The 21,413-nt window shown below is 39.2% G+C and carries 19 protein-coding genes; 3 read left to right on the top strand and 16 right to left on the bottom strand.

Annotation, left to right across the window (positions count from 1 at the left end; translation table 11 throughout):
• Positions 1–29: 29 nt before the first annotated feature.
• A complete protein-coding gene (locus ACE1EF_RS17335) occupies positions 30–1,037 on the bottom strand; it encodes an aspartate-semialdehyde dehydrogenase (protein WP_375721960.1) in 1,008 nt (335 codons plus the stop codon).
• Positions 1,038–1,152: 115 nt separating this feature from the next.
• Here ACE1EF_RS17335 and ACE1EF_RS17330 point away from each other — a divergent pair, with 115 nt between their 5' ends.
• Entirely contained in the window at positions 1,153–3,882 is a 2,730-nt protein-coding gene (locus ACE1EF_RS17330) for a lamin tail domain-containing protein (protein WP_375721959.1), read from the top strand.
• Positions 3,883–3,936: 54 nt separating this feature from the next.
• Here the strand turns inward: ACE1EF_RS17330 and ACE1EF_RS17325 are convergent, their stop codons facing one another.
• Both ACE1EF_RS17325 and ACE1EF_RS17320 read right to left on the bottom strand, forming a co-directional pair.
• Positions 3,937–4,341, bottom strand: coding sequence for a HEPN domain-containing protein (locus ACE1EF_RS17325; RefSeq protein ID WP_375721958.1), 405 nt, complete (start codon positions 4,339–4,341; stop codon positions 3,937–3,939).
• Positions 4,338–4,658: a nucleotidyltransferase domain-containing protein gene (locus ACE1EF_RS17320; protein ID WP_375721957.1), complete on the bottom strand. Its 321-nt coding sequence runs from the start codon at positions 4,656–4,658 to the stop codon at positions 4,338–4,340. Before ACE1EF_RS17320 ends, ACE1EF_RS17325 begins: the two co-directional genes overlap by 4 nt.
• Before the next feature lie 260 nt (positions 4,659–4,918).
• Here ACE1EF_RS17320 and gpmI point away from each other — a divergent pair, with 260 nt between their 5' ends.
• A complete protein-coding gene (gene gpmI / locus ACE1EF_RS17315; RefSeq protein ID WP_375721956.1) occupies positions 4,919–6,442 on the top strand; it encodes a 2,3-bisphosphoglycerate-independent phosphoglycerate mutase in 1,524 nt (507 codons plus the stop codon).
• A gap of 60 nt (positions 6,443–6,502) precedes the next feature.
• Positions 6,503–7,096, top strand: a complete 594-nt coding sequence (locus tag ACE1EF_RS17310) for a DUF3109 family protein (RefSeq protein WP_375721955.1) — start codon at positions 6,503–6,505, stop codon at positions 7,094–7,096.
• 29 nt (positions 7,097–7,125) lie between these two features.
• On the opposite strand, the gene ACE1EF_RS17305 is transcribed toward ACE1EF_RS17310, so the two are convergent.
• The 13 genes from ACE1EF_RS17305 to ACE1EF_RS17245 form a co-directional block, all read right to left on the bottom strand.
• A complete protein-coding gene (locus ACE1EF_RS17305) occupies positions 7,126–7,947 on the bottom strand; it encodes a T9SS type A sorting domain-containing protein (RefSeq protein WP_375721954.1) in 822 nt (273 codons plus the stop codon).
• Positions 7,948–7,952: 5 nt separating this feature from the next.
• The gene (locus tag ACE1EF_RS17300) at positions 7,953–8,870 is read right to left on the bottom strand and encodes a T9SS type A sorting domain-containing protein (RefSeq protein ID WP_375721953.1); all 918 of its coding nucleotides are present in this window, start codon (positions 8,868–8,870) and stop codon (positions 7,953–7,955) included.
• A gap of 149 nt (positions 8,871–9,019) precedes the next feature.
• On the bottom strand, positions 9,020–10,693 hold the full coding sequence (locus ACE1EF_RS17295) for a nucleoside kinase (protein ID WP_375721952.1): 1,674 nt from the start codon (positions 10,691–10,693) through the stop codon (positions 9,020–9,022).
• Between the two features lie 120 nt (positions 10,694–10,813).
• Positions 10,814–11,947, bottom strand: a complete 1,134-nt coding sequence (locus ACE1EF_RS17290; RefSeq protein WP_375721951.1) for an ATP-binding protein — start codon at positions 11,945–11,947, stop codon at positions 10,814–10,816.
• 86 nt (positions 11,948–12,033) lie between these two features.
• Entirely contained in the window at positions 12,034–12,987 is a 954-nt protein-coding gene (locus ACE1EF_RS17285) for an N-acetylornithine carbamoyltransferase (protein ID WP_375721950.1), read from the bottom strand.
• A gap of 241 nt (positions 12,988–13,228) precedes the next feature.
• Entirely contained in the window at positions 13,229–14,479 is a 1,251-nt protein-coding gene (locus ACE1EF_RS17280; protein ID WP_375721949.1) for a glutamate-5-semialdehyde dehydrogenase, read from the bottom strand.
• Positions 14,480–14,722: 243 nt separating this feature from the next.
• Entirely contained in the window at positions 14,723–15,880 is a 1,158-nt protein-coding gene (gene proB / locus ACE1EF_RS17275) for a glutamate 5-kinase (RefSeq protein ID WP_375721948.1), read from the bottom strand.
• Positions 15,798–16,601, bottom strand: coding sequence for a pyrroline-5-carboxylate reductase (proC, locus tag ACE1EF_RS17270; protein ID WP_375721947.1), 804 nt, complete (start codon positions 16,599–16,601; stop codon positions 15,798–15,800). Before proC ends, proB begins: the two co-directional genes overlap by 83 nt.
• 20 nt (positions 16,602–16,621) lie before the next feature.
• A complete protein-coding gene (locus tag ACE1EF_RS17265) occupies positions 16,622–17,746 on the bottom strand; it encodes an aspartate aminotransferase family protein (RefSeq protein WP_375721946.1) in 1,125 nt (374 codons plus the stop codon).
• A gap of 189 nt (positions 17,747–17,935) precedes the next feature.
• Entirely contained in the window at positions 17,936–18,901 is a 966-nt protein-coding gene (argC, locus tag ACE1EF_RS17260) for an N-acetyl-gamma-glutamyl-phosphate reductase (protein ID WP_375721945.1), read from the bottom strand.
• 3 nt (positions 18,902–18,904) lie between these two features.
• Entirely contained in the window at positions 18,905–20,101 is a 1,197-nt protein-coding gene (locus ACE1EF_RS17255) for an argininosuccinate synthase (protein ID WP_375721944.1), read from the bottom strand.
• Positions 20,102–20,116: 15 nt separating this feature from the next.
• Positions 20,117–20,764 carry a GNAT family N-acetyltransferase gene (locus ACE1EF_RS17250; protein WP_375721943.1) on the bottom strand — a complete coding sequence of 216 codons (648 nt, stop codon included), beginning with the start codon at positions 20,762–20,764 and terminating at the stop codon, positions 20,117–20,119.
• Between the two features lie 34 nt (positions 20,765–20,798).
• Entirely contained in the window at positions 20,799–21,302 is a 504-nt protein-coding gene (locus tag ACE1EF_RS17245; protein WP_375721942.1) for an arginine repressor, read from the bottom strand.
• Positions 21,303–21,413: the final 111 nt, after the last annotated feature.

Genomic DNA, 21,413 nt, shown 5'->3' with positions numbered 1-21,413 from the left:
CGGAGCTTTATATTAAGAACTTAATTTTACTACAATAATTTATGCTTAACCAGATACTCGGCAATCTGAACCGCATTTAATGCTGCACCTTTTTTTATCTGATCACCAACACACCAGAATGTTAAACCTTTAGGATTTGTCAGGTCTTTTCTCACTCTGCCTACAAATACATTATCTTCACTGGCACAGAACAGCGGCATCGGATACTTTTTGTTGGCAGGATCGTCCATCAGGGTGATTCCATCCGCTTTGCTGAACGCTTCATAAGCCTGTTCCAGGGAGATCTCATCTTCTGTTTCAATCCATACCGCTTCAGAATGGTTACGCATTACAGGAATACGTACACAGGTTGAGCTGACATCCACATCAGAATGCATGATTTTCTTGGTCTCGTTGTACATTTTCATTTCCTCTTTGGTGTAACCGTTATCGGTAAAAACATCCACCTGAGGAATGATATTCATGGCCAGCTGATACTGAAACTTTTCTACCGTTGCCTCTTCTCCGTTGGCAACCTGCTTAATCTGGTTTTCAAGTTCAGCCATTCCCATAGCCCCTGCTCCACTGGCAGCCTGGTAGGTAGCCACATGAATTTTCTTAATATGCGAAATATCTTCCAGCGGCTTAAGCGCAACTACCATCTGAATAGTTGTACAGTTTGGATTGGCAATGATGTTTCTCGGACGGTCATTTACATCTTCCGGATTCACTTCGGGAACTACCAACGGCACATCTTTATCCATTCTGAAGGCACTCGAATTGTCTATCATCACCGTTCCATGCTTTGTGATGGTGTCAGCAAAATCTTTCGACGTTCCCCCGCCTGCAGAAACCAGAGCTATATCAATACCTTTAAAATCGTCATTGTGTTTGAGTTCTTTTACAGTCAGCTTTTTACCCTTGAATTCATATACTTTTCCTGCACTACGTTCACTACCAAACAACACCAATTCATCAAGAGGGAAATTTCTTTCGTCAAGAACATTTAAGAATTCCTGACCTACGGCACCACTCACACCGACAATTGCTACTTTCATAATTTGTTTCTTTTTTAAAAGTGACTTAAATTGTAAAAAATTACTCAAAAAAACCTACTAATTTGGATTTGCAAAATTAGTGTTTTTTTCGATACCTGAACAAATGAAAAAGATTATGAAAATCAAATGTTTAATTTGGTTGCATATATTATTTGCAACACCACTGTTTCCACAATTTTCTTGGAGTGGAGATACTAACGATTTTACGTTTAATGACAACAAGATCCGGTTAAATGCAGAAGCTGTCAGTGGTGAGAAGATCATTTTCTCACCCTCTGAAATTATTAACAGTGCTACATGGGAAGCAAGCGTTGAGATGCAGTTCAATCCGTCATCTTCCAATTATTGCCGGATATACCTTGTTTGCGATCAGAATAATCCGGTATTGATTCGTAACGGGTATTTTGTGGAATGTGGTTCAACCGACGACGACCTGAAACTTTACAAACTAAACAATGGCATCGAAACGCTTTTGATTGATGGGGCTAATAGCAGGCTTGATAAGACAGAAAATGCCTTTCAGCTAAAAGTGACCAAAAGCAAAACCGGGATCTTTACACTTTACTATAAGGATGAGAGCTTACAGAACTTTCTGACAGAAGGTTCTGCAAAAGATCTTTCCATAGAACGTTCATCGTATTTCGGATTGCAATGTGTCTACACGTCAACCCGTTCAAAATTGCTCGGATTCAGTGATATATCAATATCGGGAGAAGCCTATATTGATTCTGTTCCACCCCAAATTGACAGTGCCCTAGTTTTCAATAGTCGCACTATTCATGCTTACTTCAATGAACCAATCACACTAAACAGAACAGAAATCTGGATTAATGACCAGAAAGTGTCAGAAGGGCAAATCTCAGTTACAGAGAATAAACTTGAAATTAAAATATCAGATAAGCTGAGCGGATACTTTGAAGTTCAGATCAAAAATCTTGAAGACGTATCCGGCAACATTTATACAGGTACTATTCTAACACATTATACAGAACCCAAAATCGAATTTGCTGAAATAACCGACTCCCAAACTGTTACGATGACCTGCAATTATCAACCGGATTTGAACCTGGCGACAACCGATAATTTCACCCTTGGTCTGGACAGCGTTTTACTTTTTTCCGGCTCTGATCCCAAAACGATTTTAATCAAACCTTTTAGTCCTCTGATTCCGGATAAAAAATACAATTTCGCCTTTATTGATCTGCCGCTGCTGAATGGCGATACAATTCCTGCATTTGATACCATCCTGTCTTATCATATTCCGGTGATGTTCGATGTGGTAATCAGCGAAGTTTTGGCTGATCCAACACCGGCACTGGGATATAGCAGTGAATTCATTGAACTGGTTAACCGATCCGCTTATTCCATCGATATTTCGGGCTGGACTTTAAAAATCAACGACAATGAGTTTCCTGTTCCTGACAGATTTCTTACGTCACATTCTTTCCTGGCTTTTTCAGATTACAATCTGGGTGTCAGCAATCAGATCATCAGCAGCAGGTTTCCATCCCTTCCAAATGATGCATGCACAATTGAACTACTCAACGAAAACGGACAAACCATCGACTATCTTAAATATAGGAGCGAGCTGCATCAGGAGCCGTTTAAAAAAGAGGGCGGCTGGTCGCTGGAACGCATTGATCCGGATAACAACCAAACCAATGGCAACTGGTGTTCCTGTATTAGAAATGACGGTGGGACCCCGGGACAAGTAAACAGCGTTGATATGGTAAATGAAGATTACCTTCCACCCTACGTATGTAATATCTTTCCGGTTCAGGAAAATGAAATAGAGATCTCTTTTAGTGAACCTGTTGATATCTCAACAATTCAAAATATGACGATGTCAAATGGCATCAAATCAGTGTTATCTCAACATGCCAACATAAAATGGAATATCATCTTATCCGAAACCCTGAAATCCGACAAGCTGTGCTGCATTGAGTTTAATGAAATTCGTGACTTCAATGACAACATAACAAACAGCGTCTTCAACATTGCAATGCCTGATAATATTGAAACGGGCGATCTGATTATCAACGAGCTAATGATCGATCCTTTAGAGTACGAACCGGAATACATCGAACTTTATAACACATCAGGAAAATTTTTAAACAGCAGCGACATCCGGGTTACTAAACGAAACGAAGAAGGTCTGCTGGAACCCTTAATTCCCCTTTGCGTTGAACCCTTTCTTATTCCACCCGAAAGTTATATTGTAATATCAGAATTCGGCTTAACGGATTTTGGCTATGAATTTCCTAAGGTAAATTACAAAGTAACTCAGATGTACAGTTTACCAAATGACGAAGGAAGCGTGGTATTAACTACGGCAACCGGATTCATTCTCGACGAAGTTGCCTATTCCGAATTGTGGCACCTTGCCGCATTGAAAGACACGAAGGGGATTTCGCTGGAACGTATTTCTCCGGATCAAGGATCATCCAATCCCGACAACTGGACATCGGCAGGCATAGCTCCGTCATATTCCAGTCCCGGAGCAATCAATCGGCAAAACAAGGAAATAGAAATCTTAAATGATGAACTCTTTTCTGTCTCAGATGAATACTTTACCCCAAACGGTGATGGAGACCGGGATGTTTTACAATTTATGGTTCATCACGAAACAGAATATACTGTCAGCATAGATGTATTTGATCGTAATGGAAGACAGGTTAAAACAATCTGTAACAATACGCCTGGGATCAATGCAAATATTTTTACGTGGAACGGGACAGATGGAAACGGATCTCTTTGTGAAGGAGGAATTTATATTGTGCTCTTTACTTTGAATTCAGTTACAAGATCAGAACGGTTAAAAAAAGTTGTCACCTTGAGCAGATAAAAAACCAATTAAATACCTGTTAATCAAAATTCTTGATATCAAAATATGGGCTAATTATTTTGATTTAATAATTTTATCAAGTTTGTGTCCTACAAGTTCTTTGATTTCAAACGCAAATTTTTTATACGCTAATGTCTCATCCTTGTCCGGGATATACATATCACCAGGATATCGGGCATCAACCCCAAAATCACTTAATTCTTTTGGATCAATATCTACAAAATCACCATCAAAATCAGAACACTCTGATAGTAAATATTCAATATTATGCGTTTTCTTGGTATCAATTCCGTTAGCAATTAAAAAAGCCCTAAGAAACTTTTCCACTGCTTGCTGACAATGAAAACAAACAGAGGAAGTTGCAATAATTTCATTTTCTGTAAGCTTTTCAACAACAAACAAGTCCTCCTCGGCTTTTGTTAACCACTGATTAATAAAATCCTTAGTAGCCTTATTCATAGTACAACCCCCTCTCTAAGAACCTGTTTAAGAATATGCCCTGTGATATCCTTCTTAAATTCTATTTCTTCCTCACTTTGAATCAAAATATCAGCTGGTATTTTATATTTTGCCAACTCTTTTCTTATCAATGCTTTAAGTGATCGTTTTTTTTGAACACCAATTGTTTCTTCGGTTATTACCAAAAAATCATAATCACTATCATTACTATTTTCTTTCCTTGCCCTGGAACCAAATAAAAGCACTTTGCTTCCGGGGATTAATCTACAGGTAGTTTCCTTAATAATTGATAATGATTCAGTTCTGTTATTGATCATTAGACGATCTTATTTGTTTAATTCAAAAATACTTAAATTTTTAGAATTTTATAAACCTATTATTTAATTACTTACGATGCAAATCTCGCAAAATTTATCAGAAAACACCCGTGATAAAGGACCAGAATAAAATTATGTTATAAATTTTTTGTAATCCAAACATTATATGCCACTGAATGTTATTAGGATAGTGCAGATTTTTGGCACGAAAACACTATTTTTGTGCCCGATTTGAGATGAGAATAATAAAACAAAATAAAATGAGTAAGAAAGCAATTTTGGTCATACTGGATGGCTGGGGATTAGGGAATCACTCTAAAAGTGATGTGATTTACAATACACCTACTCCAAACTGGGACAAACTGATTAGTACTTATCCAACATCACAACTTCTAGCTTCAGGCGAAAATGTTGGTCTGCCAGACGGACAGATGGGGAACTCTGAGGTTGGACACCTGAATATTGGTGCAGGCCGTGTAGTTTATCAGGATCTTGTAAAGATTAACAAAGCCTGCCGCGAAAACACTATTAAACAGAACGATGAAGTTGTAAAGGCATTTACCTATGCCAAGGAAAACAACAAAAAGGTTCATTTTATGGGATTGGTTTCAGACGGTGGTGTTCACAGCTCGATGGACCATTTGTTTAAGCTGACAGAAATTGCCAAAGACTATGGCATTAAAGATACATTCGTTCATTGTTTTATGGATGGTCGTGATACAGACCCGAAGAGCGGTAAGGGATTCCTGAAACAACTGGAGGATCATTTAGCTGCTACAACCGGTAAAATTGCTTCTGTAATTGGCCGCTATTATGCAATGGACCGTGATAAAAGATGGGAACGTGTTAAAGAAGCCTACGACCTTGTTGTAAATGGCAAAGGAACACCTACCACAAACATTCAGGAGGCCATAGCCAAAAGTTATGCCGATGGCGTGACTGATGAATTTATCAAACCGATTGTTGCCGTTGATGCCAACAATAATCCGGTTGGTAAAATTGAAGAAGGAGACATGGTGGTATTTTTCAACTTCAGAAATGACAGACCGAAAGAGCTCACCATTACGCTGACTCAGCAGGATATGCCTGAACATGGTATGAAAACGCTGCCGTTATATTTCTGCACGATGACCCCTTACGATGCTACATTCAAAGGTCTTAAAGTATTTTTTAATAAGGATAATGTAACCGAAACACTTGGTGAAATTGTATCCAAAGCCGGCAAAGCTCAGCTACGTATTGCCGAGACTGAAAAATATGCACACGTTACCTTCTTCTTCTCGGGTGGTCGCGAAGCAACATTTGAAAACGAAGACCGTATCCTGGTCAATTCTCCAAAAGTTGCCACGTATGATCTGCAGCCTGAAATGAGTGCTTACGAAGTAAGAGACAATGTGGTAGATGCTTTGAACAGCAAAAAGTACGATTTCATCTGTCTGAACTTTGCAAACGGTGATATGGTAGGTCATACCGGTGTTTACGAAGCCATTGAGAAAGCCGTAAAAGCAGTGGATGAATGCACCAACGATGTGATCAATGCAGCGGTTAATAACGATTACGAAGCAATCATCATTGCCGACCATGGCAATGCCGACAATGCTGTGAATGAAGATGGTTCGCCAAACACAGCACACTCTTTGAATCCGGTTCCATTTGTATATGTTACACAGAACAAACATGCAAAGGTTAAAAATGGTATTCTGGCTGATGTGGCACCATCGTTGTGCAAAATTATGGGCATCGAGCAACCTGCTGCAATGACCGGAAAATGTCTGATAGACTAAGCTAATAATTATTAAAACATATAAGAGGTTGCCTCCCGTAAGGCACCTCTTTTTTATTTTATGAAGGAAGACGTAAATATGCTGCAAATTGGAGATACACTCATCAGTCTGGATCTGTTTGAAAAGCGTTTTATCTGTGATCTGCCAGCCTGTCACGGCAGTTGCTGTGTAGAAGGAGACAGTGGAGCCCCTCTAACGCAGGAGGAGAAACAGATTATTGAAGATCTGCTTCCTGACATATGGGATGATTTGTCGCCTGAAGCCCAAAAACTGATTAAGAAACAAGGTGTATCTTACATAGATGGAGATGGCGATCTGGTCACGTCCATCATTAAGGGCAAAGAGTGCGTATTTACATATTTTGATGAAAATGGCACCTGTAAATGCGCCATTGAAAAAGCATACAACGAAGGCAAAACGGATTTTAAAAAGCCTGTATCCTGCCATTTATATCCGGTGCGTGTAAAAAAATATCCAACCTTTCAGGCTGTAAACTACGATAAGTGGGAAATCTGTAAGCCGGCACTGGTTCTGGGTGAAAAACTGGGTGTACCCATTTATAAGTTTGTAAAAGATGCCCTGATCCGAAAGTTTGGTGAAGACTGGTATAAGGAATTGAATATTGCAGCCGTGGAACTGGCAAAGCAAAAGTAAAAGTGATCGGATGACTAAAGTTCATCCGATCACTTTCTATCAAGAACCACTTTTTTTGTAAAGCTCTGTCCAGCATCATCCTTAATATTCAAAAAATATATCCCACTTTCAAAATTCTTTAAATCTACAACCTTATCTTTTGTAGTCATTAAAAGTGTACCCATTAGATTATATACCTCACAATTATCAAGTTCATCAATATTAAGTATTCCTTTGGATGGATTTGGATATACTTTAATTTGGGAATCTTTTAACAAATTGATCTTATTTTGAGTTACTTCATTGCATCTATACCCCCAAAGAATTACGTTATTTTTTTTTACACACATTAAATTTAATGCTGGTGGGCCGATAGCTTCTGCTGTTTCAATGAAACCAAGATTTGTACCGATTCCTTCGATGTAGTACTCACCCATTAATCCTCCTGAATAATAGAATATTTTTCGAACTTCATTATTATATAGAGTGATATATGCAACAGAATCAATATAGATATTTCCAGCCTCAAAGATGTTTAAAGTATCTCCCTTTTTAGCATTAAAATCGTATAATAATGATTCTTCAATAAGACCAAAATTTTCAATTAAAATATAAACTTTTTTATTAGTTGTATCTTCTCTTAGTAAAACATCCTGGCCAAATGCACCTTTACCAAAATTTTTATATCTAAGATCTCCAATTATGCTATCCTTTTGATAATGATATTTAATTTGATGGGTATTTGGAGGTATATCATTATAATAATCATATTCCACGACCCAAACTGTATTGGTGTCCAATAAGGGATGGTATTCCTGCGAGAAAAGATGCCCCGAGGTGAAAATGAAAATATAGATTAATAGCTTTTTCATATTCATTAATTTTTATAAAATGGTTTATTACCAACGACTTTACCACTCTTAATAAATCTTAGCATATACATTCCAGATTTCAACTGATCTGTTTTATATTGTATTAAAGCATTTCCGATATTTATTACGTCAATTTTATGACCTGAAATGTCAATTAGTTCAATACATCCATCCAACAAGTTAATATCTGCAATTTCAATGGCAATATAATCTGTTGCAGGATTTGGGAATACATTCACTTGTGAATTATTCAAAAAAGAGGTATTGTTTTGAGTTACTTCATTGCATCTTGTCCCATAAATTATTTTGTTGTCATTATGGATACATAATACTCCAATCCCTATTTCACCCCATATTTCAATTGGAAATTCAAATGGTCCCTCACTACCTCCAATGCCTTCTATATATTCTCCAACTAAACCATAATCATTTTTATCACTAAAATAAAATGCTTTTCGTCTAATATTATCTGATGTTATAATGTAATTAATGCTATCAATAATTAGTTTCGTATTATCATTATTTGGGTCAAGAATAGTATCACCAACTGATAAGTTAAAATTATATAGTAAAACCTCTATTCCATTTTTTAATTTAAATACTTTTCTATTTAAGGTATCTTCCCGTATAAAATAATTGGTTTGCTGCTTAACTGTATCAATCAAAAATGGAGGGCAATAACCATTATTAGAGTCAAAAGGCCGAAAATCAAAATAAAAAACTTTTTTGTATTTATTATAAGAAATAACGGTGTCTTCTGAAATAAAAAACCTTTTTGGAAAATTTTCGTATTCACAAATGCTAGTATTAGAGAATTGTGCAACATCCCAATACTTATCGGGATCTTCAATAAATTTGTGGTATTCCTGCGAGAAAATGTCAACTGAAATTAATATAATAATAAAAATAAGAAGCTTCTTCATAACAGCATGAATTTTAAGCACCTAAATCAGCACCCTTAAAGTTATGAAGGATAATTTAAAAAGTAAATCACGGAAAACCGTGAGTTTAGCCCATGTTGTTTTTGCTGTTAGTGATCTGATGACTTCGGGTCATCAGATCACTTATGAAATTAATACCTAAAACTGCTTCCTCCTAAAAATTCACGGATTAACGATGTTGGTGGAATTTCAGAATCACGGATGGATTTGAAGTAACGTAGAAAGTCCAGTAAGCGAATCGCTTCGGCATAATGCGGACTGTCCTGGCGCACTTCGCGCAATATTGGCTCAGCATAGCGTTTTAACACAGCCAGTTCAAATAAAAGAGCCGAGTTGAACATAATATTGGCATTTTCCTGGTAGGGATAGATCCATTTATCCTCACCACTTCGCACACTTTCCCAACGAGAAATGGTTTCGGTAGCGCTGTATCCCCGGTATCTGTTATCCCGGATAATTCTCCGGATCAACCGGTTATCAGAAGTCGGTATCCAGTTATGATTGTCAAGAGAGATAGTGGTCAGTGCTGACACATAGATTTTAAACTTGAATTTATCATCAATAGACCGGGTTAGCTCAGGGTTCAAACCATGAATACCTTCAATTATCAGCACATCATCCGCTTCCATTTTCATTTTATCACCTCTGAAATACGATTTCCCTTCCGTAAACGAAAACTGTGGCAATTCCACTTCTTTGCCATCCAGAAGGTCCCGCATCTGCTGGTTGAACAGATCAAGATTTAAAGCATATAGCGATTCAAAATCCAGTTGTCCGTTTTCATCCAGCGGCGTTTTTTCCCGGTCCACAAAATAATTATCAAGTGAGAGTCCAACCGGATTAATACCGGCCACCATAAGCTGTAAAGACAACCGTTTACTGAAAGTTGTTTTGCCGGAAGAAGAAGGCCCGGACACCAGAATAATCTTCACCTCATCCTTACGTTCTGCAATAAGATCGGCTATGTGCGCCACCTTTTTCTCATGAAATGCCTCGGCAACCTTTATCAGATCCCTTACTTTTCCATTATCAGCCGCCTCGTTCAGATCGCCTACATTCTGCAGTTTCATCACGCCATTCCATTTGGCATATTCCCCAAAAATATCGGTTAGTTTGGGCATGTCCACCACAGGCTCCAGCTTATCAGGATTGGTTCGCATAGGAATCCGGATCAAAGCCCCATCGTGATATTTCACCAGGCTGAAATTATGAATATAACCGGTGGACGGAACCAGGGTTCCATAGTAATAATCAACGGTATCCTCAAGCGTATAATACGGCGAATAGACCCAACCGAGGGTTTTCAGTAACTTAACCTTATCGCACAGATCCTGCTCTTCGAATAATTTCAACACTTTCTCCGTCTCTTCCTCATGGCGTACAAAGGGAATGTCAGCATCCACAATTTCCTGCATCCTGTTTTTTATCTTTTCGATAATCTCCTCTGTCAGTTCCTGAACTTCACCGTTTATCTTACAGAAATAGCCATTGGAAACGGCGTGTTCTATGCGTAACCCGGATTTAGGATACAACTCCTTTACGGCCTTATGCAGAACAAAGGCCACTGATCTCACAAAAGCCCTGTGCCCTGCCAGATGTGTGAAATCCACAAATTCCACCGTTTTGGGCTTAAAAACCCTGAAATTCAACTCCTTGGCTTCATTATTTACCAATGCACAAAGCGGTTCGTTATCCAGCTTTACATCCTGATCCCGAAAAATATCGATCAGTGTTGTACCCATCGGATAGTTTTTACGGGTTTTGTTATTGAGGCACTTTACAGCAACAAGGCTATTCTTCATCATATCGTATTTTTTCAAAAAGAATCAAATCAAACATCCAAAGGTAAAGAATTAAGGTAATATTTCAGAGTAGTAATTACAATGTTTATTGTCAATTTAAAAAATTGAATTTTAGCATAATTTTCAGACTTCAATTAATTCATAAAAGTTATCTGGTGTAATTGTTTTAAAGGTCGAATCAGGATACGTTTCGATAAACTCCTTTGGAACCTTTTTTACTTTCTTAGAACTGTACTTAAACTCAAAACAGGTTAATACTCCGTTTTGCTCCTCGATATAATCAATCTCCTTTTGATCATAAGTTCTCCAAAAATAACTATTTACAAAACGTCTGTTATAATGATTGTATTTCATCCGCTCTGTAATACAGAAATTTTCCCATAACCCACCTATATCATTCCGAAGCTCCGGATTATTAAAATTCTGCACTACTGCATTTCGAACACCAGTATCGTAAAAATATATTTTTTGACTTTTATTAATCTCTTTACGAAGATTCCGACTAAAAGAAGTCAGCCTGAATATCACAAATGACTTTTCAAGCAAATCTAAGTAACGCTTAACAGTATGTACACTTGTCCCTGTTAACTGCGACAACTCGTTAAGAGAACTTTCACATCCTAATTGTAATGCCACGGCTTTTAACAAATTAAAAATCAGCTCAGGCTTTTTAATACTTTCAAATTGTAATAAATCTTTATACAGGTAATTGGATGATATTTCATTTATTTCTTCAATTTTTTCATCACCTGAAGCATTCAGAACCTGAGGATAGAAGCCAAATTTTAAGAAAGAGGACAGCATAGCCCTGATATCAACCAGATTGTGTTCTCCATGTAATTCCTCAATGGATATTGGCATTAACATGTATTTTCGCGATCGTCCGGTTAATGGTTCAGATATTTTATTGGACAAATCAAAACTTGATGAACCTGTTGCAATAATCTGTATTTCAGGAAAGGTATCCGCTATTATCTTCAGGGTCAGACCAATATTCTCAATTTGTTGCGCTTCATCTAACACAACAAGTTTGTTATTACCCAACAAATCCTTTAACAAAATATGATCCATTGAACTCAATACTGATCTGTATTGAAAAAGATCACAATTTATATAAGCCGCTTTTACTTCCGATTCTGTAACAAGCTCTTTTACTAAAGTGGTTTTTCCTGTTCTCCTGGCTCCGAACAGTACAATTATTTTACCCTTATAAAGGTTACTTTTAATAATCTCTTTCAGCTTTCTTGAATAGTACATTTTAATAAATTCATGAATCAAACTTCACAAATTTAGTAAAATTTATGAACCTAACTTCACAAATTCATCATTTAAGCTGACGCATTTTATAGATTTTGCAACATTCTTCTGATAACAGTCTGAGCAGAAACAACACGGTTAGCCGCTTCCTGGATCACGATAGAATTGGCCGATTCAATCACCCCGTCTGTTACAATCATATTTCTGCGAACCGGAAGGCAGTGCATAAATTTAGCATCATTGGTTAAGGCCATCTTACGTTCGTCAATGGTCCAGCTCCTATCCTGGCTCAGGATTTTACCGTAATCCTGATCATTAAAGGCTGACCAGTTTTTTCCGTAAATAAAATCAGCTCCTTCAAATGCTTTGTCCTGATCATACTCCACCCTGGCATTCCCAACAAATTCGGGAGCCAGTTCATACCCTTTCGGATGGGTAATCACCACATCATAGTCCATTGCCTGCGTCCATTCGGCAAATGAATTGGCCACGGCCTGTGGAAGCGCTCTTGGATGAGGTGCCCAGGATAAAACGACTTTAGGCCGTTCAATTTTTTTGTATTCTTCAATGGTCACAACATCAGCAAAAGCCTGCAGGGGATGCATGGTTGATGATTCCATACTGACTACCGGAACACCGGCATATTTAATAAACTGACTCAGGATGACCTCGTTGTAATCTTCCATCTTGTTTTGCAACCCGGCAAAAGATCGAACCCCGATAATGTCGCAATAGCTTCCTATAACGGGAATGGCTTCCAGAATATGTTCCGGCTTATCGCCATCCATAATCACGCCCCGTTCTGTTTCAAGCTTCCAGGCGCCCTGATTAATATCAAGCACGATCACATTCATACCAAGGTTCATAGCTGCTTTCTGTGTGCTTAAACGGGTTCGCAGACTGGAGTTAAAAAACAACAACACCATGGTCTTGTTTTTTCCAAGACTCACATCGGCGTATGGATTTTCTTTGACTATAAAAGCTTCTTTGACCGCACTTTTAAGATTACCAATATCTTTAACGGAAGTAAATTGTTTCATTGTTTATTTATTAGATACAAGACGCAAGACACAAGAATCAAGACTGAATACTTTCACCATTGCTGTCCTGTAGTATTTTATTCTTCTTTTTACTATGCATCAACTTTTTTTAGACACGTTACATAAGAACCAAGACACAAGACATAAGATATAAGATTTAAGATATATAAGACAAAATAATTATGTTGCGTCAGTACTCTTATTGTTGATATTTCTTTTTATACGCTTTACAGAATAAAACCTATTTTGGTCTGACCTGACCATTTCCCTTCACAATCCATTTATAACTCGTCAGCTCTTCCAGGGCCATCGGGCCGCGTGCATGCAGCTTTTGCGTGCTGATCCCTATTTCAGCTCCCAGGCCAAACTGAGCACCATCGGTAAAAGCTGTTGATACATTGGCATAAACCGCACCGGCGTCAATCACCTTCAAATACCTTTCAATGGCTTCCTGATCTTCACTCACGATACATTCACTGTGTTTCGAGGTGTGATCCGAAACATATTCAACCGCATTTTCGAATGAATCGACCGTTTTTACAGCCATTTTGAGCGACAAAAATTCAGTACCAAAACTTTCAGGAGTGGCTTCTTTCAGCAAATCTGCCGGATAACTTCCCTTAAGTTCAGAATAGGCTTCCGGATCAGCATAAATAATTACTTTTTCGTTTTTCAACTGATCGCAAATTTTTGGAAGATCCCCCAGCTTATCCTTATGAATAACCATGCAGTCCAAAGCATTACACACACTTGGACGACGGGTCTTCGCATTAAACACAATATCGGCTGCTTTTTGAATATTGGCTGCTTTGTCCACATAGGTATGGCAGATACCGGCTCCGGTCTCAATAACCGGGATGGTCGCATTTTCGCGTACATAGTTGATAAGACCCGCGCTACCTCTTGGAATCAGCAGATCCACATAACCGTGTGCATTCAGCAGTTCGGCTGTCGATTCGCGGTCCGGCGGCAGCAGCTGAAGAATGTCTGAATTTACACCTTCTGCGGTCAAAACATCTTTAATTACTTTAACAATGGCCTTATTGGAATCTGCCGCATCACTTCCACCTTTCAACACACAGGCATTTCCTGATTTAAAGCAGAGGGAAAACACATCGAACGACACATTTGGCCTTGCTTCGTATATAATTCCAATTACGCCAAAAGGCACTGTCACCTTGGATATTTTCATTCCATTGGGACGCTCAATCTCCATCAACTGCTTCCCCAACGGTGACTTAAGCCTTGACACATTGCGTATATCAGCTGCAATGCCATCGATTCTTTCAGCAGTTAATAACAACCGATCATACTTCGGAACTTCCGGATCCATCCGTGACAAATCCTTTTTATTTTCTTCTAAGATGAAATCTTTATTCACCTCAGCAGCATCAGCAACTTTCAAGAGTACCTGGTTAATTTCCGCCTCACTCATTAAAGGCAATGATCTGCTGGCTTTTAATACAGCTTCAAATATTTTTTTGTTTTGCATACGAATTATTTCATAATTCCTGTATCAGGTATCACGACGCAAGAATCAGGATTAAATACTAAAAATAAACAGTTCCAATCGAATGGGAATCGTCTATAACATATCCCAACACTCACCCCTCTGACTCCCCTGAAGGGGAGAACTCTATGCACAGTGTGCTGGCTGTTCCTCCTTGGGGGTTAGGGGTAAAAAGCGTAGGCCTGCAACTTACTACTTATCTCTTATTAATTACAACTATTTAACTTACGTCAATATTAGATAATCATAATGAATAATCGGCTTCTCCCCTTTCACACCAATTACATTCTGAGCTTTATCAGAACCATACATAGCGCGACCCAATCCGACTTTTTGCCCGGTTTCATCAACAATATCTATCAGATCGCCTTTTTTAAAGTTTCCTTCAATACCGGTCATGCCAACCGGGAGTACACTTGTGGCATGGTTGGATTTCAGGGCTTCCCTGGCACCGGAGTTAATCAGGATTTTTCCTTTGGTAAATTCACCGGAATGCGCCAGCCATTTTTTAATCGGACTCGACTTGGATACACCATTAAAATGCGTAAATACGGCGTCCTGTTTCTGATCAACAATATCTAGAATGATATGTTCTTTCAGTCCATTTGCTATAAAAACCTCAATTCCATGACTTGCAGCCTTTTGCGCTATATTGTACTTGGTCTTCATACCACCCCGGCCAAAACTGGACTTCTGAACCGTTATAAATTCAGATAGATCTCCATCTGAAGCTTTCACTTCTCTTATAACCTTTGAACCGGAATCCTTTGGATCTCCATTGTAAATACCATCGATATTGCTCAGTATAAATAATGCCTCAACATCCGTCATAGAGCTTATTAACCCGGACAGCTCATCATTATCTGTAAACATCAGCTCAGTAACAGAAATCGCATCATTTTCATTGATGATAGGAATAATACCATGATCCAAAAGACTTGTAATACAGTTTCTGAGGTTTAAATAATGAAGCCGGTCGCGAAAATCCTCTTTGGTCACCAGGATCTGTGCACATTTTAACTGGTAAATATCCAGAAGTGATGAATAACTGTTTATGAGGTTTACCTGTCCGACAGACGACCATATTTGTCGTTGTGACACGATATCGCCATTAGAAAGATTCCCGATAACCCCTTTACCCGCAGCCACCGCACCTGATGAAACCAGGATAACATCAACCCCTCTTTTTCTCAGGTGAGCAATCTGGTATACCAACTGGGCCATCACCTCTTTATTCAGAGTTCCGTTTCCACCGGCCAGCACATTGGATCCAACTTTTATGGCAATCCGTTTAAACATTTTATTTATTGACTTCAATCTTATGGTATGATGCCAGTATTCCCCTGATGATGGATGAGCTGAAACCGGCATGTTCCATTTCATTCAGACCTGTTATGGTTACACCCTTAGGTGTTGTAACCTTATCAATTTCACTTTCGGGGTGAGAATTGTTTTCAAGTATCAGTTCAGCTGCTCCCTTCACGATCTGAGCCGCCATTAATTTGGCATCATCGGCACCAAAACCAATCTCCACACCTCCCTGAATAGCGGCCCTGATAAAACGCAAGGCAAAGGCAATACCGCAACCAGCTATGGCAGTTGCAGCAGGCATCTGTTCTTCAGGGATAAAGATAACCTGTCCCAGTGAACTGAACAGCTTATCGATTGAAGCGATCTGCTCCTTGCTGGCATTGAATGACGAAATACAGGTCATCGATTCCTGAACGGCAATACCGGTATTTGGCATCACCCTGAAAAAAGGCAATGTTTTATCCAGTGCTTTGTAGATATGACTGGATGTAACCCCTGTTACACACGAAGCAACAACCTGCTTTTCAGGATCAATCACATCCCTGATCTCATGAATCAAATCATCAACCTGCCAGGGCTTTACGACCAGAATGATCAAATCGCAATTCTCAACAGCCACAGCTGAATCTTCCGTGATCGTATATCCCATGGCTTCAATTGAAGCTTTTCGGTGTGCATTTTTTTCGGCCAGTGATATGGAAGTTTTTTCAAATAATCCAGCGGATTCCAATCCCTGAGCGATGGAAAAGCCAAGGTTTCCTGAACCTAAAATGGCAACTCTGTTAAATATCATGATGTGAAATTTTAGCTCTTTTAAACAATAATTCCTTTAAAGGCATCCAGAAAATAATCTGCATGTTCCTTTTTTAAAGTCAGTGGGGGCAAAAGCCTGATGATGTGTTTGCCTGAAACACCTGTAAAGATATGATTTTCGAATAAAAGTTTCTGTCTGATGGCTTTGATTTCCTCTTCAAACTCAATTCCAATCATTAATCCTTTACCGCGCACTTCCTTAATTCCGTCTATGGATTTCAGTTCATTGATCAGGTAAGTTCCAACTTCAAAACTATTCTCCACCAGCATCTCATCTTTTATCACATCCAATACTGCAATAGACGCTGCACATGCCAGATGATTCCCGCCAAATGTGGTTCCAAGCATGCCATACCTGGCCTCAAATTCCGGACTGATCAACACACCGCCGACCGGAAATCCATTTCCCATCCCCTTTGCAATGGTGATAATATCGGGTTGAACCGGACTGTACTGGTGGGCGAAAAATTTCCCGCTTCGCCCGTAACCGGATTGGATCTCATCTAAAATCAAAACAGCTCCGTTTTTATGGCAGGCATTCTGAAGGTTGACCAGAAATTCGGGATACGGTTCATTAATCCCGCCAATGCCCTGAATACCCTCAATGATTACGGCGGCCACATCACCTTTTTCCAGTTCCGCAACCACAGAATCAATATCGTTGAGTTCAAACAACATCCTTTCATGCGTATCATTGATCGGCGCTATAATGCCAGGATTATCCGTTACTGCAACAGCTGCAGAAGTACGTCCATGAAACCCTTTTTTAAAGGCAATCACTTTTTTCCGTCCGGTATGAAATGATGCAAGCTTTAGTGCATTCTCGTTGGCCTCAGCTCCCGAGTTACATAAAAAAAGTGTATAATCCTCATATCCTGACTGTTCCCCTAATTTTTGAGCCAATTCAGACTGCAACCGGTTTTGTACGGAATTGGAATAAAAGCCTATATCGTTCAGTTGCTTTGTGATCAAACCGATATAATGCGGATGCGAATGACCTATAGAAATGACGGCATGCCCGCCGTACAAATCGAGATACTGCTTTCCTTCCTTATCAAACACATAGACATCTTTGGCTTTAACAGGCTCAATGTCAAACAGAGGATATACATCAAAAAGATTCATTGCTGTAAGTTTAAAAAAACAAGTTGCTTCATAAACTATGAAACAACCTGCTGATATTGTAAAAAAGATTGAAGAAGACCGCGCTGACTTTTAAGCATTTTTTGGGTATATAAACAACTAAAAACCCAATTTACAAGAAACACACTAAACAAACACAAGTCAAATGAAAAACTAACAACTAAAGATATGCTAGAAAGCCGTCGCTTTTAACCATAGACCGGTGGTCTCCTCCAATCCATACATTAAATTCATATTCTGAACTGCCTGCCCGGAAGCCCCTTTCACAAGGTTGTCAATTATGCTTACCACATGCAGTTTATCTCCGTATTTCTGTAAATACAACAAGCATTTGTTGGTATTCACAACCTGTTTCACATCAGGATTTTTATCCGTTACAATTACAAAAGGATGATCTTTGTAATACGATTTATACAAAGATACAACATCTTCCAGATCTGACTTAATTGTCGTATAAGCAGAAGCAAGAATCCCCCGGGTAAAATTACCACGGACCGGAACAAAATTCAGGTCTTTATTAAAGCTGCTTTGCAACTGAATCAAAGATTGGTTTATTTCATCCAGATGTTGATGTCCGAAAGCCTTATAGACTGAAATATTGCCGCTTCGCCAGCTAAAATGTGAGGTGGAGGTTGGCTTTTGTCCTGCTCCTGTAGACCCTGTAACGGCATGAACATGCACATCTGTGGTCAGCATTAAATGAGCTGCCAGCGGTAACAAAGCCAGTTGAATAGCAGTAGCAAAACACCCCGGATTAGCAATGTGTTTTGCATTTACTATTTCCTCCTTTTGTAATTCCGGCAATCCGTACACGAAGTCGTGATCGCCTTTAAGCCTGTAATCATGGCTTAAATCAATAATCTTTACATGCTCCGGAATCTCGTGAGATTCCACAAATGTCTTCGATGCTCCATGCCCCATGCAAAGAAAGATTACATCGACTGAATCAAGGTTCAGCTCGTCTGTAAATGTTTGTTCCGTTTCCCCAAGAAGGTCAGTGTGAACATTAGTTACAGGATTTCCCGCATTACTGTTGCTATGAATAAATACGATCTCTGCATCAGGATGATACATCAAAATCCGTATTAATTCTCCGGCAGTATATCCGGCACCTCCTATAATTCCCGTTCTGATCATCAATTAACTGTTTTTCTTTACAACGCTCTGGTAGATCTTCATCTGATTACCGAGAATTTTTGTAAACCCTTTAACATCATCAGCGCTCCAGGCTTTATTTACTTCGCCGTACTCTCCGAATTCAGATTTCATCAAATCAAAATCAGATTTCACACCTACAAGCACATAGTTGTAAGGGCGTAACTTAACAATTACATCACCGCTAACATGTTTCTGTGTGCTTTCCAGGAAAGCTTCCATGTCGCGCATGGATGGTTCCAGGTACTGCGATTCGTGTAAAAACATACCGTACCAGTTTCCAATCTGGTCTTTCCAGTATTGTTGCCACTTGGAAAGCGTATGCTTTTCAAGCATCTGATGTGCTTTTATAATTAATATCGGAGCGGCAGCTTCAAATCCTACCCTTCCTTTAATTCCAATAATCGTATCGCCAATGTGCATATCGCGGCCAACACCCCAGGGACCTGCCAGTTCCTCTATCTTACGAATGGCATCTACCGGGTTTTCAAATTTGGTTCCGTTTACACCTTTTACTTCACCTTTGTCAAAGGTGATCACCAACTCTCCTTCACCACTTTTGGTCATCGGTGTAGGATAAGCTGATTCCGGAAGTGTTTTTTCAGATGTCAGGGTTTCCTTCCCTCCGATACTGGTTCCCCAGAGACCTTTATTGATGGAATACTCCATCTTTGTCCAGTCGGCTACTACACCATGTTCTTTCAGATAGTTAATCTCGTATTCCCGCGTAAGGGTCATGTCCCTTGTTGGTGTCAGAATCTTTATTTCGGGAGCCAACACATCAAAAGTCAGGTCAAATCTTACCTGATCATTCCCGGCACCTGTGCTTCCGTGCGCCACATAATCTGCCTTAATTTGTTTTGCATATTCAATTATGGCAATCGCCTGAAAAATGCGTTCTGAGCTCACAGAAATGGGATAGGTGCCGTTACGCAGTACGTTTCCGTAAACCATGTAACGGATACTGTTATTGTAATACTGATCCGTCACATCCAGTGCCACATGCTTTACTGAACCCAGTTTATAAGCTTTTTCCTCAATAACGGCCAGCTCTTCTTTTGAAAATCCACCCGTATTGGCAACCGCAGTATACACTTCCAGACCCTTATCGACTGAAAGATACTTTGCACAAAACGAGGTATCCAAACCTCCACTGAACGCTAATAGAACTTTTTCCTTCATTTTTAAAATCCGAATTTAAAACAGGGAAAAAATTCCCGTGTTTTTTGCTTTCTTTTTTAATTGTTCCTTAAATTTTTGCCACCGTTCTCTTGACTTTTGCACTGTTTCCTCCACCTTAACCGGTTTCACATCCTTTGTAGGATCGAATAACATGGCAGTACACAAACAATGACGGCGATTCGTTCTTAAAAGTATATCGTAATTTACGCAACTTTCACAACCTTTCCAAAACGAATCATCTTCAGTTAACTCAGAAAATGTTACAGGTTTGTATCCGAGTTCCGAATTTATTTTCATCACCGCCAGACCGGTCGTCAATCCGAATAACTTTGAATTCGGAAATTTGTCACGCGATAACTGAAATGCCTTTTGCTTTATTTTTGTAGCTATTCCCTGTCCGCGATAATCATCCGCCACAATCAAACCTGAATTGGCCACAAACTTTTTACCCTGCCACGTTTCAATGTAACAGAACCCAACAAATTTATTTTCATGAAGGGCAATAATCGCCTTTCCCTCCCTGATTTTATCAGCAATATAATCCGGAGATCGCTTGGCAATACCTGTCCCTCTTACCTTTGCTGCAGCTGCAATTGTCGACAATATATCGTCGACAAATACCAGATGCTCATCACTTGCCACTTTTACTTCAACGGGTTTCATATATATAACTCCAAAAGCTAAGTAAAACCTCTAATTAACTAATCCCTGGAAACAGAAGCGAAAAAACCGTCATCACACTCGACCTGGAAAACCCCTCCTTTAGAATAACCAGAATCGTATCGTCACCGGCAATCGTTCCTAAGATTTCGTATGCACCACGCAAATCAATGATGGAAGCTATGCCATTGGCGAATCCTGGCTTGGTTTTAATAACGGCCATATTTCCGGAAAACTCTATCGAAAGCCATCCCTGTGCCATAAACCGGTTTCCTGCTTCATCAGAAATGTTCTTAACTCCCGGAATGGTATACACATATTCACCTTCCGGAAGCGGAACCTTGGCGACTTTCAGCTGCTTCAGATCCCGTGAAAGCGTGGCCTGGGTTAAATCAAAACCCTTACGCTGCACGAGTTTCAGAAGTTCGTCCTGGTTGTTAACCTTATTCTCCAGAATGACTTCCCTTATCGCTAATAACCGCTCTGTTTTCTGCTTCACAATAATTGAATAAATATTCAAAATCGTTGCAAAATTATTCATTTATTTTAAAACCAGCCAATATTTTTGCAAATATTTTTATATTTTTGCGGCAGGTTTTTTAAAGCGTTAAAAACTCAGAAATCAGTGGGTTCCAAACTCACTATTTTATCA

It is taken from the genome of Quyinboa sediminis (assembly GCF_042219855.1).
GTDB lineage: Bacteria > Bacteroidota > Bacteroidia > Bacteroidales > UBA5342 > JBHJHP01.
The sequence above is the reverse complement of the archived record's forward strand: the minus strand, read 5'-3'. Positions and strand labels throughout refer to the sequence as shown.

Coding starts and splice junctions, on each gene's coding strand:
- ACE1EF_RS17335 (WP_375721960.1), bottom strand. CDS start 1,037: ATGAAAGTAGCAATTGTCGGTGTGAGTGGTGCCGTAGGTCAGGAATTC.
- ACE1EF_RS17330 (WP_375721959.1), top strand. CDS start 1,153: ATGAAAATCAAATGTTTAATTTGGTTGCATATATTATTTGCAACACCA.
- ACE1EF_RS17325 (WP_375721958.1), bottom strand. CDS start 4,341: ATGAATAAGGCTACTAAGGATTTTATTAATCAGTGGTTAACAAAAGCC.
- ACE1EF_RS17320 (WP_375721957.1), bottom strand. CDS start 4,658: ATGATCAATAACAGAACTGAATCATTATCAATTATTAAGGAAACTACC.
- gpmI (WP_375721956.1), top strand. CDS start 4,919: ATGAGTAAGAAAGCAATTTTGGTCATACTGGATGGCTGGGGATTAGGG.
- ACE1EF_RS17310 (WP_375721955.1), top strand. CDS start 6,503: ATGAAGGAAGACGTAAATATGCTGCAAATTGGAGATACACTCATCAGT.
- ACE1EF_RS17305 (WP_375721954.1), bottom strand. CDS start 7,947: ATGAAAAAGCTATTAATCTATATTTTCATTTTCACCTCGGGGCATCTT.
- ACE1EF_RS17300 (WP_375721953.1), bottom strand. CDS start 8,870: ATGAAGAAGCTTCTTATTTTTATTATTATATTAATTTCAGTTGACATT.
- ACE1EF_RS17295 (WP_375721952.1), bottom strand. CDS start 10,693: ATGATGAAGAATAGCCTTGTTGCTGTAAAGTGCCTCAATAACAAAACC.
- ACE1EF_RS17290 (WP_375721951.1), bottom strand. CDS start 11,947: ATGTACTATTCAAGAAAGCTGAAAGAGATTATTAAAAGTAACCTTTAT.
- ACE1EF_RS17285 (WP_375721950.1), bottom strand. CDS start 12,987: ATGAAACAATTTACTTCCGTTAAAGATATTGGTAATCTTAAAAGTGCG.
- ACE1EF_RS17280 (WP_375721949.1), bottom strand. CDS start 14,479: ATGCAAAACAAAAAAATATTTGAAGCTGTATTAAAAGCCAGCAGATCA.
- proB (WP_375721948.1), bottom strand. CDS start 15,880: ATGAAATGGAACATGCCGGTTTCAGCTCATCCATCATCAGGGGAATAC.
- proC (WP_375721947.1), bottom strand. CDS start 16,601: ATGATATTTAACAGAGTTGCCATTTTAGGTTCAGGAAACCTTGGCTTT.
- ACE1EF_RS17265 (WP_375721946.1), bottom strand. CDS start 17,746: ATGAATCTTTTTGATGTATATCCTCTGTTTGACATTGAGCCTGTTAAA.
- argC (WP_375721945.1), bottom strand. CDS start 18,901: ATGATCAGAACGGGAATTATAGGAGGTGCCGGATATACTGCCGGAGAA.
- ACE1EF_RS17255 (WP_375721944.1), bottom strand. CDS start 20,101: ATGAAGGAAAAAGTTCTATTAGCGTTCAGTGGAGGTTTGGATACCTCG.
- ACE1EF_RS17250 (WP_375721943.1), bottom strand. CDS start 20,764: ATGAAACCCGTTGAAGTAAAAGTGGCAAGTGATGAGCATCTGGTATTT.
- ACE1EF_RS17245 (WP_375721942.1), bottom strand. CDS start 21,302: ATGAATAATTTTGCAACGATTTTGAATATTTATTCAATTATTGTGAAG.